Source organism: Ruegeria sp. R13_0, from assembly GCF_017743995.1.
Taxonomy (GTDB): domain Bacteria; phylum Pseudomonadota; class Alphaproteobacteria; order Rhodobacterales; family Rhodobacteraceae; genus Ruegeria.
In genome coordinates, this window is the sequence record NZ_JAGHRB010000019.1 from 1 (window position 1) to 14314 (window position 14314).

The 14314-nt window shown below is 56.1% G+C and carries 15 protein-coding genes; 12 read left to right on the plus strand and 3 right to left on the minus strand.

Annotation, left to right across the window (positions count from 1 at the left end):
- Positions 1 to 181 precede the first annotated feature (181 nt).
- Positions 182 to 454, plus strand: coding sequence for a DNA-binding transcriptional regulator (locus J7394_RS19670; RefSeq protein ID WP_209255628.1), 273 nt, complete (start codon positions 182 to 184; stop codon positions 452 to 454).
- Positions 455 to 463: 9 nt separating this feature from the next.
- On the opposite strand, the gene J7394_RS19675 is transcribed toward J7394_RS19670, so the two are convergent.
- Positions 464 to 1432 (minus strand): LysR family transcriptional regulator, encoded by a 969-nt coding sequence (locus J7394_RS19675; RefSeq protein ID WP_209255630.1) that lies wholly within the window; start codon positions 1430 to 1432, stop codon positions 464 to 466.
- A 92-nt stretch (positions 1433 to 1524) separates the two neighbouring features.
- Here J7394_RS19675 and J7394_RS19680 point away from each other — a divergent pair, with 92 nt between their 5' ends.
- From J7394_RS19680 to J7394_RS19725, 10 genes are read left to right on the plus strand one after another with little or no spacing between them, the layout of a single operon-like run.
- Positions 1525 to 2391, plus strand: coding sequence for an ABC transporter permease (locus tag J7394_RS19680; protein ID WP_209255632.1), 867 nt, complete (start codon positions 1525 to 1527; stop codon positions 2389 to 2391).
- A 17-nt stretch (positions 2392 to 2408) separates the two neighbouring features.
- Complete coding sequence (locus J7394_RS19685; protein WP_209255721.1) at positions 2409 to 3194, plus strand: ABC transporter permease; 786 nt, start codon at positions 2409 to 2411, stop codon at positions 3192 to 3194.
- A 54-nt stretch (positions 3195 to 3248) separates the two neighbouring features.
- Entirely contained in the window at positions 3249 to 4388 is a 1140-nt protein-coding gene (locus J7394_RS19690) for an extracellular solute-binding protein (RefSeq protein ID WP_209255722.1), read from the plus strand.
- Between the two features lie 58 nt (positions 4389 to 4446).
- Positions 4447 to 5523, plus strand: coding sequence for an ABC transporter ATP-binding protein (locus tag J7394_RS19695; RefSeq protein WP_209255634.1), 1077 nt, complete (start codon positions 4447 to 4449; stop codon positions 5521 to 5523).
- 1 nt (position 5524) lies between these two features.
- Entirely contained in the window at positions 5525 to 6856 is a 1332-nt protein-coding gene (locus tag J7394_RS19700; RefSeq protein WP_209255636.1) for an aspartate aminotransferase family protein, read from the plus strand.
- 1 nt (position 6857) lies between these two features.
- The gene (locus tag J7394_RS19705; RefSeq protein ID WP_209255638.1) at positions 6858 to 7784 is read left to right on the plus strand and encodes a 3-keto-5-aminohexanoate cleavage protein; all 927 of its coding nucleotides are present in this window, start codon (positions 6858 to 6860) and stop codon (positions 7782 to 7784) included.
- On the plus strand, positions 7784 to 8260 hold the full coding sequence (locus tag J7394_RS19710; RefSeq protein ID WP_209255640.1) for a GNAT family N-acetyltransferase: 477 nt from the start codon (positions 7784 to 7786) through the stop codon (positions 8258 to 8260). The genes J7394_RS19705 and J7394_RS19710 overlap by 1 nt, the downstream gene beginning before the upstream one ends.
- Entirely contained in the window at positions 8257 to 9282 is a 1026-nt protein-coding gene (locus tag J7394_RS19715) for a histone deacetylase family protein (protein ID WP_209255641.1), read from the plus strand. Before J7394_RS19710 ends, J7394_RS19715 begins: the two co-directional genes overlap by 4 nt.
- Positions 9279 to 10379, plus strand: a complete 1101-nt coding sequence (locus J7394_RS19720; protein ID WP_209255642.1) for an FAD-dependent oxidoreductase — start codon at positions 9279 to 9281, stop codon at positions 10377 to 10379. Before J7394_RS19715 ends, J7394_RS19720 begins: the two co-directional genes overlap by 4 nt.
- Positions 10380 to 10393: 14 nt before the next feature.
- Positions 10394 to 10741, plus strand: a complete 348-nt coding sequence (locus J7394_RS19725) for a RidA family protein (RefSeq protein ID WP_209255643.1) — start codon at positions 10394 to 10396, stop codon at positions 10739 to 10741.
- 6 nt (positions 10742 to 10747) lie between these two features.
- On the opposite strand, the gene J7394_RS19730 is transcribed toward J7394_RS19725, so the two are convergent.
- Together J7394_RS19730 and J7394_RS19735 are read right to left on the minus strand one after the other, a co-directional pair.
- Positions 10748 to 11935: a Zn-dependent hydrolase gene (locus J7394_RS19730; RefSeq protein WP_247748320.1), complete on the minus strand. Its 1188-nt coding sequence runs from the start codon at positions 11933 to 11935 to the stop codon at positions 10748 to 10750.
- A gap of 22 nt (positions 11936 to 11957) precedes the next feature.
- The gene (locus J7394_RS19735; RefSeq protein ID WP_209255644.1) at positions 11958 to 12623 is read right to left on the minus strand and encodes a DUF1028 domain-containing protein; all 666 of its coding nucleotides are present in this window, start codon (positions 12621 to 12623) and stop codon (positions 11958 to 11960) included.
- 101 nt (positions 12624 to 12724) lie between these two features.
- On the opposite strand from J7394_RS19735, the gene J7394_RS19740 reads away from it, so the two are divergent.
- On the plus strand, positions 12725 to 14305 hold the full coding sequence (locus J7394_RS19740; protein ID WP_209255645.1) for an ABC transporter substrate-binding protein: 1581 nt from the start codon (positions 12725 to 12727) through the stop codon (positions 14303 to 14305).
- Positions 14306 to 14314: the final 9 nt, after the last annotated feature.

The following is a 14314-nucleotide window of genomic DNA, read 5'->3' on the forward strand; positions in this document are numbered from 1 at the left end:
CGGAGGATATTCAGGGCATCCTTGATGAAATCCGGACCCTCCGGACAGATATGGCTCAGACCACCCGCAGGCTGAGCACGGTTGAAAAACGCCTGCGCGCCAGACTTTGACATCGGCGCAATCGCGAACTTCAGGCATGACCTATGGCCATGCTTCAAATGACAATAAAAAGGAGCAGATGATGACAGGACCGGATCCCAGCCTTGTGCCCGTTGATCCGGCGCAAGGCACCCGTTCGGACACCATATCCGAGCCCGTCGCAACCCCTCTTGAGGTCCGCGAAAAGACCGGTTTGACCGTGGCGGAAATGGCCGAACTTATCGGGATGAGCGAATTTGGCTACAAACTGTGGGAGAGCGGCGCCCGCCGCCCCGGAGGGCCCGCGTACAAGCTCCTTGCGCTGTTGGATGCCCATCCGAAAGAAACAGTGGCGCGGCTGAGGCAACACGGTTGAGTACGGCGCTCAGCGGTAAGTGCGAATGTCCATTGGCGTTGTGTCAATAGCAGCCAGGATTTCCTGTAGCAGCAGTTCTTCGGCTCGGTTTTTGACTGTGGCCGGGTTCCAGACAACGTGAACATCGATGGCGGGCAGCCCTTCGTAAGGCGGAACTTGCCAAAGGTGCTGATCTCGGACGTCCCGTGCGGCGACATGCAGAGGGAGAGGGCCGATTCCAAGCCCGGCCACGATCATGCGCCGAACCTCTTCCAAATGGCTTGAGACGCCAGTTATCTTCTGCCCCAATTCGGCTTGGGCTCTCATAACAGTGACCGGTCTCAGTACATCCTGAAGGCGGTCCGTTTCGAAGCTGACAGAGCTTTGTCCCGCGAGGTCCGCGACGGTTAAATCTTTGCGGCCAAAGAACGGGTGGTTAGGGCCGCAGAATAGTCCGAAGTATTCTCGATACAAGCGGCGGTATTCGAGTTTGGGATTGTGATCCTTCACCAGGCAAACCGCAAATGATGCCCGTTTCGCCGCGACCTCGGCGATGGCGTCGGCGCTGGAATGTACTTCAATCGAAAAGCTCGCATTGGGGTGGTCCGCATGGAAACAGGCCAGGGCTTCGTCGAGTAGAGGGCACACAACGTGGCTTGCCACTGCAATCTTGACGTTGCCCTGAACTTCGTCAGTCAGGTCTCGCATCAAAGTTGAAAGGCGCAGCACGGATCCGTTGATTTCAACGGCCTCGCGATAAAGCAGATGGCCCGCATCGGTCAGCACAAATCGCCCTGGGGAACGGTCGAGCAGTTTTCGGCCAATCCGGTCTTCGAGTTTCTTGAGGGCCGCAGAAACAGAAGGCTGGCGAAGCCCAAGTTGATTGGCTGCATCGGTTATGGAGTGGCTTTCTGCAAGAACAACAAAGGTACGCAGCAGGTTCCAGTCCAATTCTCGGGCCACGCGGTCAGGATCGTATTGGTTGGGCGACTTAGCCATAGATGATATCTATACTCAGAATTTCAATTATCTATTTGATCTATGATTGGAGCATTTGCACTGTAAGGGCAAGAGTTTACCCGAGGCCCGAAATGTCAATCGAAACCCGCGAAGCGCGCCAGCCGTGGATTTTGCTTTCACCAGCACTTGCCGCGGTGGCATTGCTGCTGTTCGTGCCATTGATGTTCATAGTGGTCTACAGCTTTTGGCTGCGCACCGCGACCGGAGCGGATCAGGTCGGGTTCTATCTGGACAATTGGAACGAGGCGCTGACCGATCCGTTCTATCGCGATATCCTGATCAGCACTCTACGCATTGCCGCAATAACAACCATTGTCTGTGCGATCATGGGATACCCTTCAGCTTATTTCATTGCCAGATCGAAGGGAAACAAGGCAATTTTGCTTTTGCTTCTGATGCTGCCGTTTTGGATCAGCTACATCATTAGAACGATGAGTTGGATCAACATTCTGGGAGTGTCCGGCGCATTCAATTCGGTGTTGTTGTCGCTTGGGATTATCTCTGAACCGATACAGATGCTTTATAATGAAGCGACGGTCATACTGGGGCTGGTGCACTTCCTCCTGCCGTTCATGATCCTGAATATCTATGTCAGCCTTGACGGGATCGACACAAATTTGGAAGACGCCGCAAACTCGCTTGGCGCAAGGAAATGGGAAACATTTCTGCAAGTCACCTTGCCACTATCGCTCCCCGGGTTGGCCGCAGGTGGGTTACTGTGTTTTGTCTTGGGTGCAGGGACTTACATCACGCCTCTGGTTTTGGGGGGACCGCGTGATGCAATGTTTGCCAACCTCGTTTTCGAAGCCATTATCACCCAACTCAACTGGCCGCTTGGTTCGGCACTGAGCTTGATGCTGCTGGCAGTGCTGGGGGCCTTGGTGATGATCTATAACAGATATCTGGGCATGGCTCAGCTGATGAAAGGGCTGGGTTGATGGACGGTCGCGGCAAGATGGGATGGAACCTGATCCGCGCATGGTCGATCGGTGTCTATGTGTTCATGTTTCTGCCAGTGGCCGTTGTCGTGCTGCTAAGCTTCAACGCCTCGCAATTCGGCAGCTTCCCGATGACAGGGTTTTCGTTTCGCTGGTTTGTTGAGCTTTGGAACAATGAGGCAATTCTGCGAGCCTTCCGGACGTCGATCCTGTTGGGGCTGATGACAGCGCTGATCTCGACCACGCTTGGTGTTTTGGCGAGCCTTGCGCTGGTGCGCTACAAGGTGCCCGGAGCCAACGCAATCTCGACTTTGCTGATTGCGCCAATATTGGTTCCCGAGGTCGTGCTGGCTGTGGCTCTATTGTTGTTCCTGAACTTTCTTGGCATCAACAAAAGCTTTGGCCTGCTGCTGTTTGGTCACGTGATATTCACCCTCCCTTTCGTAATATTGGTGGTGCAGGCCCGGTTGATCAGCATCAAGCGCGATGTAGAAGAAGCGGCAATGAGCCTTGGCGCAACTCCGGTTCAGACCTTTTTTCAGATCACCCTGCCGTTGATGTTGCCAGCTGTTTTAGCCGGTGCATTGTTCGCTTTTACGATCAGTTTCGACGACATCACTGGCACATTGTTCTGGAAGCCAGGAGGTGTCGAAACAGTCCCCACCCAGATTTTTGCCATGTTGCGCAATTCGATCTCACCCGAGATCAACGCGCTTGGAACCGTGATGATTGTCATGACCGTTGGATTGCCTTTGCTGGGGGCCGCCATCGCACGACAATTGGCCAAAAAGAGCGGTACGTAAAAACCGCCGGATACGAACTGGATACCCGACAAGGAGAGGAAAATGACCAAGAAAATGGACAACACCAACCGGTATGAGCGCTTGCGCGATCGGTATATGAACGGTGACATTGACCGCCGCGGTTTTCTGGGGCTGATCGGCGCAGCCGGCCTGGCTTACGGTGTGCAAACGCCCTTTGCAAAATATGCGCATGCGGCCACTGATCAGGTCCGCTTCGACGGATGGGGCGGCGTGGTTTCCGAAGCCTTTCGCAAGCACGCCTTTGATCCCTACACAGAAAAAACCGGTATTGCCGTAGTCGACGGAACCTTCGGTGGCGGCGACGAATATCTGAGTCGCGTCAAAGCCAGCCAGCCGGGAGAGTACAACATCGCCCATCTGTCCGGTGTATTTGACTACGCCCGATATCACGGGCTGGGGCTGACTTCAGAACTGAACGAGGACAATATCCCGAACCTGGAATTCGTGATCCCAAAATTGGTGGACGTGTTCCGCGGTGTAACAGATGGCAAGCTGAGCTGTGTTCCGTACGACTACGGCACAACCGGGCTGGCCTATAACCGTAAGCACGTCAGCGATGATCAGATGCAGGAACTGGGCGCGAATATCCTGATCGAAGAAAGTCTGAACGGGAAGATCGGTGGATGGAGCGATTGGCGCACACGCATGTGGTATGCGGCGTTGCAGACCGGCCAGGATCCGAACGGGGTAACGGATGAAGAGGTCGCTTGGGATGCGGTTCGCGCGCATCGTGATCTGGCTCTGAAATACTGGACCTCGGGCGCTGAATTGATGAGTTTGCTGGCCGAAGAGGAAATTTACGTGACCGAAGGCTGGTCGGGTCGCATTTATGCGTTGCAGGAACAGGGTCACGATATCGGCTACATGGACCCGCCCAATGGGTTTGGCTGGCAGGAGTGCCTGTTCGTGATCAAGGGCTCGCCGATGGAAGCCTGTGAGGAGCTGCTGAACTTCATGCTGGCGCCGGAAACTTCGATTGCCGTCGCCGAGGGGCAGAACTATCCGACGGCGCTTGATCCGACAAAAGTTGAGCTGGGCGACAAAATTCCAACTTTGCCAGCGTTCGATCCTACAGGAACTCTGTCAGGCCTGACCTTTGCCAATCCAGACTACTGGAACGGGCACGAAGCCGAGTGGTCCAAGACCTTTGGCCGCGTCCAGAAGGGCTACTGAACGAACCAATCCCCCGGGGCTGCCCCGGGGGAGTTTCCAACGATCCGGAGAATGTTCTTTGAGTTCCGTCACACTAAATAACATCGTGAAGCGCTTTGGATCGTTCACCGCAGTGCATTCAACAAACCTCGAAATCCCCGAAGGCGCCTTCGTAACTCTTTTGGGCCCTTCAGGCTGCGGTAAAACCACCAACTTACGAATGATTGCAGGCCTTCTGGACCCGACCGAGGGAGAGATCCTGATCGGCGGCAGGCGTGTCAACGATGTGCCTATTCACAAACGCAACCTTGGTATAGTCTTCCAGAATTACGCACTGTTCCCCCACAAGACAGTCGCGGAAAACGTGGCTTTCGGGTTGAAGTATCGCGATGTGCCCAAGAGTGAAATCCCAGGCAAGGTTCAAGCTGCCCTGGATCTGGTGCAACTGCCGGATGTTGGCGACCGCTACCCCAAGGCCCTGTCAGGCGGTCAGCAGCAACGTATCGCCCTTGCGCGGGCGATCGTGATCGAACCCGAGGTGCTGTTGCTGGACGAACCGCTTTCCGCGCTGGATGCCAACCTGCGGGAAGACATGCGGGTCGAACTGAAACGAATTCAGCATCAGATTGGCGTGACGACCGTGTTCGTTACGCATGACCAATCAGAGGCTCTTGCCATGTCTGACACGATCGTCGTGATGAGCGCCGGTCGTGTCGAACAGGTTGGCTCACCTTCAGAAGTTTACAACACGCCCGCCAGCGAATTTGTGGCGAATTTTCTTGGCGCATCGAACATTCTGGCGGGGCATTGTGAGCAAAAGGACGCGCAAGGCGCTGTTCTGGATGCACCGCTATTTGGAAAAGTTCATGTGTCACCGGACAAAGCGGGTCAGGTTCAACAGGGACCGGCGAAGCTGGTGCTGCGCGCCGAGAAACTGACATTGTTTGACGAAAGTGCAGCGACCGATGGACTCATTACCGCCCCCGCCCGTGTTGAAACAGTTGATTATCAGGGCCAGACTGTCCGCTATTTCGTGCGCGTAGGTGACACGCAATTACAGGCTATCAACATGATCGACGACGCACCGTTTACCGAAGGCAGCGCGGTGACCGTTGGCTTCCGCCCGCAGGATTGCGCGGCGTTGCAAGGGGGGTGACATGTCCCATCTGTTCTATCAGGGCCGGGGTCGCAAACCCGTTCTGGATCAGGCCCGCGGCGTCTATATGTGGGACAAGGATGGCAAACGCTATCTGGACGGTTCATCTGGCGCGATGGTTTGCAATGTCGGGCATTCAAATCCCAACGTGCTGGCCGCAATGCGGCAGCAGATGGAGAAATCGACCTTCGGTTATCGCCTTCATTTCGAAACCGAGGCTTCAGAGAAGCTGGCCGCCAAGCTGGCTGCACTGTCACCGGAAGGACTGAACAAAGTCTTCTTTGTCTCGGGCGGTTCAGAAGCTGTAGAAAGTGCGCTGAAACTTGCTCGACAGTACATGAAGGCTGTCGGGCAGGGCAGTCGATGGAAGGTGATATCACGGCAGCCCTCGTACCATGGAAGCACGTTGGGGGCGCTTGCCGTAACAGGCTATGAGCCACTGAGTGAGCCTTTCGTGCCGATGTTGCGGCAGATGCCCAAGATCCCTGCACCAAGAGCGTATCTCGATGGCCAAAACCCGGAAGATCCGGACACCGGCCGCCATTACGCTGACATGCTGGCTGCGAAGATTGACAAGGAAGGGCCTGAAAGTGTCATGGCTTTCATCGTCGAGCCGGTCGGTGGGGCATCAACCGGGGCGTTGGTGCCGCCGGTCGGTTACATGGAGCGTATCCGTGAGATCTGCGACGAATATGGTATCCTGATGATCGCTGACGAAGTGATGACCGGGGCAGGGCGCACAGGTCGCTTTCTGGGATCGGATCATTGGCCCGCCCGTCCGGATGTTGTCGTCATGTCCAAGGGGATCGGGTCCGGGTATGTACCGCTGGGTGCGGTGATTGTGGATGATCGCTTGGTTGAGGCCGTACTGGATGCTGGCGGATTTGCGCATGGGTATACGTACGCCGGCAATCCATTGGCCTGCGCTGCCGGGTTGGCGGTTGTCGAAGAGATCGAATCCCAGGGTCTGTGCGAAAACGCAGCCCGTATGGGGGACAAACTGCTCGTGCGGTTGCAAAGCCTGATGCAAAAGCACGACATCATCGGGGATGTGCGTGGCAAAGGCCTGCTAACTGCTTTTGAACTCATGGCCGACCGGGATCGCAAGACCCCGTTGCCAAGAGAATGGAATGCCTATCAAAGAGTTGTGGATATTGCCTATAAAAAAGGGCTTATCGTCTACTCTCGCCGTACGCGCGACGGGATAGAAGGGGATCATATTCTCGTATGCCCGCCTCTGATCGTGTCTGACACGAATTTGGACGAGGTTATTGAAGGCCTTGATGCTTCACTGACCCAGTTCTCCGCCGAAATCGCGGGAAAGGCGGCGTGACATGTCCAAAATTCTGATCTCCTGCGCTATCACGGGCTCTATCCATACGCCATCAATGTCGCCTCATCTGCCAGTCACGGCTGATGAGATTGCCGCACAATCTGTTGAAGCAGCGGAGGCCGGTGCAGCAATCCTGCATCTGCACGCCCGCAACCCTGACACCGGACGACCTTCCGCGAGTGTCGACGACTTCATGGGTTTTCTGCCGCGGATCAAGCAATCCACCGATGCAGTCCTGAATATATCCACTGGTGGTAGCGCGATAATGTCGCTGGACGACCGCCTGGCAGCTCCCAAGCGAGTCGAACCGGAAATGTGCAGTCTGAACATGGGAACGATGAATTTTGCGCTTTATCCCGCAGCCGACCGTATTTCCGAGTGGAGATACGATTGGGAAGAACCGTTTCTTCGAAATTCGGATGACCTTGTGTTCAAAAACACGCCGCGAGACATGGCGCGAATCCTGACCGAAATGGGTACAGAGCGCGGTGCGCGGTTCGAGTTCGAGTGCTATGATGTCGGCCACCTCTATATGTTGCGCCATTTCCTTGACCGCGACTTGGTCATGGGGCCGTTGTTTATTCAATTCGTATTTGGCGTTTTGGGTGGAATCGGGCCGGACCCAGAAAACCTGACGCATTTGAAGGTGATCGCAGACAAGCTTTTTGGGCAGGACTATTATTTTTCTGTTCTGGCAGCAGGGCGCCACCAAATGCCGCTGATCACGATGGCAGCGGCAATGGGCGGGCATGTCCGCGTCGGGCTGGAGGACAGTCTGATGATTTCTCGTGGAGTGCTGGCGAAGTCGAACGCTGAACAGGTTCAGAAAATCCGCCGTATTGTCGAAGATCTTGGCCGCGAAGTGGCCAGTCCAGCTGAAGCGCGGGACATGCTGGGTCTTAAAGGTGCGGATAGGACGGCTTTCTGATGCAGGTTGTTTTGCGTGTCGCCGAACGACGTGATGCCGAGCGCCTAAACACAGCACTGCGGCGCTTGTCGAACGAATTGGATGACGAACATATCGCTCAGGCAGCGGACCTTGAAGGCGTGGCGTGGTCGGATGTGCCGGGCTTTCGCGCTGTTCTGGCCGAAACCGATAAGGTCTTGGGCGTGGCGCTGTATTCCCCGGTTTTTTCAACAACGCGAGGCAGCGCCGGGATTTTCGTTTCAGATCTATGGGCTGCTCCGGAAGAGCGTGGAAAGCGACTTGGGGCGCGCCTTTTACGTGCGGCTCTGGAAGATGGGGGCGAGTTGTGGGGCGCCAATTTCATTAAGCTCAGCGTGTATGACAATAGCCCCAACGCTCGACGGTTTTACGATCGTCTGGGGTTTGAACCCCTTCAAGGTCAAAACGAATATATCTTGAATAACGCCGGATGCGCGGCTCTGAGAGGTGAAGAATGAAAGCGGTGTTTGACGCGCGGCAGTGGCGGCACGATCCGAAAAATTTCATGGCCAACGGGGCCATCCTTCCCAACCCGGAACAGCCAAAGCGGATCGAAGTTTTGAAGTCCGGAGCTGAGGCCGCAGGCTGCGTTTTCCTGGCTCCTTGTGACGCGGGTTTCGGTCCGATTGCCGCGCTGCATTCAGCAGAATACCTGACTTTTCTACAGAATATCTATTCGCGTTGGCGCAGGATACCTGATGCTGGTGAAGAAGTTATTCCGAACATACACCCTGCGGCCCGGTCAGATGGCTATCCCAAGTCTGCCGTTGGACAAGCCGGGTTTCATCAGGCCGACACCGCTTGCCCGATCGCGGAAGGCACGTGGGAGGCTGCCTATTGGTCCGCTCAATCCGCAATCTCGGGGGCTGACCTGATCAAAGGCGAGGAAAGATCGGCATATGTGCTGTCGCGCCCACCCGGGCATCACGCATTTGGGGATCTGGCGGGCGGTTTTTGCTTTTTGAACAACTCTGGAATTGCAGCGGAACGCTTGCGCGAAGCTGGTCTTCGACCCGCAATCCTGGACGTTGATGTGCATCACGGAAATGGAACGCAGGGCATCTTTTATGCGCGTGACGACGTGTTGACGGTTTCCATTCACGCCGATCCGGCGCGTTTTTATCCATTCTTCTGGGGTCATGCGCAGGAGCGTGGGGAAGGGCGCGGGCTGGGCTATAACCTCAACCTTCCTCTGGAACGGGGTACCTGCGACGACGACTATATGGCGACGCTGGATGTTGCACTACAGCGTGTTCAGGGTTTTGGGGCAGACGTACTCGTCGTGGCGCTTGGGCTGGATGCATCAATCGACGATCCGTTTAAGGGGCTGGCGGTGACGAAAGACGGGTTTTCGCGCATTGGCGCGGCCATTGCGAAAACTGGATTGCCCGTACTGTTTGTGCAGGAAGGTGGCTACTTGTCCGAAAGTCTGGGTGAAAATCTGACTCGGGTTCTAACCGGGTTTCAGGAGGCGGTGTGAAAACGGCGGATGTCATTGTGATCGGCGGCGGAATCGCCGGGATCAGTGCCGCGGCTGAGCTTGCAGAGGATATGGATGTTCTCGTTCTCGAGGCCGAAAGCCAGCTTGGTTATCACGCGACGGGCCGCTCTGCAGCGATTTTCATCCGCAACTATGGCAACGAGACCCTGCGCGCACTGAACGCGAAATCTGCCTCGTTTCTGCAAGCCCCCAACGGAGTTAGCGATCAAAGCCTGCTGTCCCCTCGTGGCGAAATGCTGGTGGCGACGGGCAAAGAGCTCGACGCGCTCTACGCCTATAAATCTGGGTCAATAGGGCTTGAGGAATTGACACCTGCTCAAGCAGTCGAGCTGGTTCCGATCTTACGCAAAGACGCTATCGCAGGCGCTGTAATTGAGTGGGACGCGCAGGACATCGATGTTGACCGAATGCTTGCAGGGTATGTCCGATTGTTAAAGTTGCGTGGCGGTGCGGTTGAAACCAACGCGCCAGTTACGGGATTGAAACGAAATTCCGGCGTCTGGGCCGTGCAGGCGGGTGGTCAGAGTTTTCAGGCCCCTATAGTGATCAATGCCGGAGGGGCTTGGGCCGAGGCAATCGCCCGAATGGCAAAAGCAACGGACGTTCGATTGTTGCCAATGCGGCGCTCGGCGGCCTTGTTGCCTGCGCCCTCAGGGCACGAGATCCGGAATTGGCCTCTTTTCGCCAGCGCGACCGAGCAATGGTACGCCAAACCTGAAGCGGGAAAGCTGATGGTCAGCCCGGCAGACGAGGACCCTGTTGATCCCCATGACGCCTGGGTCGATGATATGGTTTTGGCGGAAGGCCTGCACCGATACGAACAGGCCGTTTCCACCCCTGTCACACGCGTCGAGACAAGTTGGGCGGGCCTGCGTACTTTTTCAAAGGATCGCACCCCGGTTGTCGGGTACGACCCAACATCCGAAGGTTTTTACTGGCTGGCCGGGCAGGGGGGGTATGGTGTCCAGACCGCCCCGGCGTTGGCTCGTCTAACTGCTGCTTTGATCTGCAATTCAAATCCCGGCTTGCAACCTGACATCGTTCAGGCGCTTGATCCGGGTCGTTTCAATCCCTGACCATGAGGAATAATATGACAGAAATCACCCGCCATCATACCGCCAAGCGCATGAGCCAGATCGTTGAGCATGGTGATACGATTTATCTCGCAGGTCAGGTTGGCACCGCTGGTGCACCGGTCGCGCGGCAGACGCAGGATTGTCTGGGCAAGATCGATGCGTTGCTCGCCGAGGTTGGAAGCGACAAGACACGCATTCTTCAAACGACCATCTGGTTGGCCGATATGAAGGATTTCGCCGAAATGAATGCTGTCTGGGACGCGTGGGTGCCCGAGGGGCACGCACCGGCCCGTGCTTGCGGCGAGGCTAAGCTGGCAACCCCCGAGTATCTGGTGGAGTTCATAGTGGTCGCAGCGCGCTAACTGCTGTTAGTGAGCAGACCTGAGAAACTCCGCAAGAACGTCGATGGCGACTCCCAGATCTTCCGAAGATGCGAATTCCTCCGGCCTGTGGCTCACACCATCACGACAGCGAACGAACAGCATTGCGACCGGGCACAGATCTGCCATTGCCGAAGCATCGTGCGTAGCGCCCGAGGGCAATGACAACCCCTTGGCGCCCTTGGATCTGACTGCATTAGTCAAGACACATGACAATCTGGCATCGCAGGGCTGGGCTTGCTGGGAATATGTTACCGAGCACTCGATGGTCAAACCCATACTCGCAGCTATGGATTGAGCGAATTGATGCAAGTCCCGACCTGCTTGCAGGCGGTTTCCGTCCAGTGGAGAGCGAATTTCGACCGTCAGCCGTACAATCCGCGGTATCGCATTGACGACATTTGGTTCCACCGTGAGTGAACCGACAGTGGCGCGCAGATCAGCCGTTTCGCGCCCCATTCTGTTCACCTCTGAAACGATCTCTGCTGCGCCGACGAGGGCATCCTTTCGTCCCTGCATTGGTAGGGTACCAGCGTGTCCGGTTTCTCCGGTCAGGATGATCTGATGCCGTTCGATGCCGCAAATAGCTGTGACGACTCCAACAGCCTCATCTTCGCGTTCAAGAACCGGGCCCTGCTCAATATGCGTTTCGAGAAATCCAATGATGTCTTCTGGGTCTCGAGCGAGTGCGTCAAATTTCTCGGGGTTTAATTCAAACGAACGCATTGCCTCCATCAGTGTCGTGCCCTGCAGGTCGCGCATCTCCAGAGTTGATGAGTCAAAAGTTCCGGCCAGCGCGCGTGATCCGATAAGGGCGGTCGGAAACCGCACCCCTTCTTCATCTGCAAAGGCAAGAACCTCTACGCCAAATGGCAGTTCGGTGCATTCGCTTTGAAGTTTTTGTAGGGCGAGGATTGGCAGAACGACGCCCATGATCCCATCATATGCGCCACCTTCACGAACTGAATCCTGATGAGATCCCAGTAACAATGTCTTGCAGCCAGGTGGCCCGTCTTGCCGTCCCACCAGTGTGCCCGCATCGTCGAGGCGTACAGTCAAACCGGTCTTGAACATTTCGGCTTTCAGTAATTCGAGAGCCGCATCATGCTCGGCGGTAAAAGGCAGGCGGGTCACCCCGGGGCCGGGTTCCGAACAAGCAGCGAGTTCGTTCAGCAAAGTTTCGGCGCGTGCTCCCCAATCAATCAAGGATGCGCTCCCGGTCGTTGGGGGTTGGTACTTGTTCCGTCCATCTGGAATACGCGCCTGTTGTTGCTTTCCCATACAAGTGTTCAAGTGCTGCAATCGGGTTGTCAGGGTCGTAGTCAATCCGCAATGACAGAGGCGGCTTGTCCGGGTGCAGTACCAATAACGCCGCGGATAAAAGCCCCCGGCTGTCGCCGCCCATTTGAGTGGCCGCCCTCAAGGACGCGAGAAGCCTGTCGCCGAGTCCCCCCTCGGCTTCAGCAAACCGATCGACCATCGCGTCCAAAACATCAGTGCTGGCCAGTAAGTTTCCGGCGACAATTCCTTGGTGAAAAGCAAGGCTGCCTTTTTCTGGCTCGTTGGAAGCCCCGGTAAATTCGCCTGTCTGCCCAAATAGATCGAGTGCAGTTAATTGGCGATAAGCTCTGCCGTCATCCGCAGCGGAGATCTGTTCCACAGCATCCGCAGCAGAGGCCCCGTCGTGCATTGCTGTCAGGACCTCTTCACCCCAGATTGTTGACGGCGCGGCACCCTGGCTGGCCGACATTCCAGCTGAAACGTGGCCGCGCAGAACCCAGCCGCCAACACATAACGAGCCGGTTGCAGCTGCGCCACCAATGGCGCCAGACAGGGGATCACGTGCAAGAATCGAAAAAGTCATATCGCTCCAGTCCTTACAACTTCTGCTATTTATCATGAAAAATTGACCGATGCAATTTATCATGATAAATAAGGTGTGCCATGCCAACTGGGAGAATGATAATGTTGTTCAAGACCTGGACCCGACGGGGTCTGATGGCCGCTGCCGCAAGTACGGCGTTGGTTGTCGGTGCTGTCACGTCCCCCGCAATTGCCCAAACGCCACCTAATGTTCTCATCGTCGGTCAGATCGCAGAGCCGAAATCGCTTGATCCGGCGGCCGTGACCGCGGTGAATGATTTCCGGATTCTGGTGAACGTTTACGAAGGTCTAACCCGTTACAAATCCGGAACGCTCGAAGTGGAACCGGCGCTGGCAACCGGATGGGACATCAGCGAAGATGGTACGGAGTACACGTTTACTCTGCGCGACGGTGTCACATTTCACGACGGGACACCGTTCAACGCCGAGGCCGTGAAATTCAATTTCGACCGGATGCTGGATGAGAACCATCCGTATCATGACACCGGTCCATTCCCGCTCAGCTTTTTCTTTGGAGCGGTGGAGTCGACCGAAGTCGTAGATGACATGACGGTGAAGTTCACACTGAACGCGCCTTATGCGCCCTTCCTGTCGAACCTTGCCTATCCGACCGGACTGATCGTATCGCCTGCTGCGGTTGAGGCGAACGGCAAAGAGTTTGGCCGCAACCCTGTCGGCACTGGTCCGTTCAAGTTCGGTGAATGGCGTTCGAACGAAGCAGTTGTTGTTGAGCGTAACGATGGTTACTGGGGCGAGCCCGCGGGAACCGAGGCTGTCGTCTTCCGCCCGATCACCGATGCCAATACGCGCGTGGCCGAAATGCTGGCAGGGGGCATCGACCTGATGGTTGAAGTCCCGCCCACCTCGTTGGGCCAATTCGAAGGTGATGCGTTTTCGGTTGCTGAACAGGCCGGACCACATGTCTGGTTCCTGATCCTGAACGCCAAGGAAGGTCCATTCGCGGACAAACGCGTGCGTCAGGCTGCAAACTACGCGATCAACAAGGAAGCGATCGTCAATGACGTGCTGGAAGGTACAGCCACGGTTGCGGCTGGTCCAACTCCTCCGGCATTTGCCTGGGCATACAACGAAGAACTGGACCCCTACGCTTATGATCCCGAAAAGGCCAAGGCCCTAATCGCCGAGGCCGGTGCGGATGGAGCGGAATTGACCTTCTATGTCACCGAAGGTGGTTCGGGCATGTTGGATCCGGTGCCGATGGGAACCGCCATTCAGGCTGACCTGGAAGCGGTGGGTTTCGACGTCAACATCGAGACCTATGAATGGAATACATTCCTGGGAGAGGTGAATCCCGGCCTGGAAGGCAAGGCGGATATGGCCGAAATGGCGTGGATGACCAACGATCCGGACACGCTGCCATATCTGGCGCTGCGCTCAGAAGCCTGGCCTGACAAGGGGGGGTTTAACTCGGGCTATTACGCCAACGAAAAAGTTGACGAATTGCTGGAGGCTGCGCGTACCGCCACCGATCAGGATGAGCGTGCCAGACTGTACCGCGAAATGCAGGCCATTGTGCAGGACGATGCCCCATGGGTCTTTGTTGCCAACTGGAAGCAGAATGCCGTTACCAATGACCGGGTTGAGAATTTTGGTCTGGAGCCGTCATTCTTGTTGCACCTGCAAGGTGTTGTGAAAAACTAAACCTTAAAG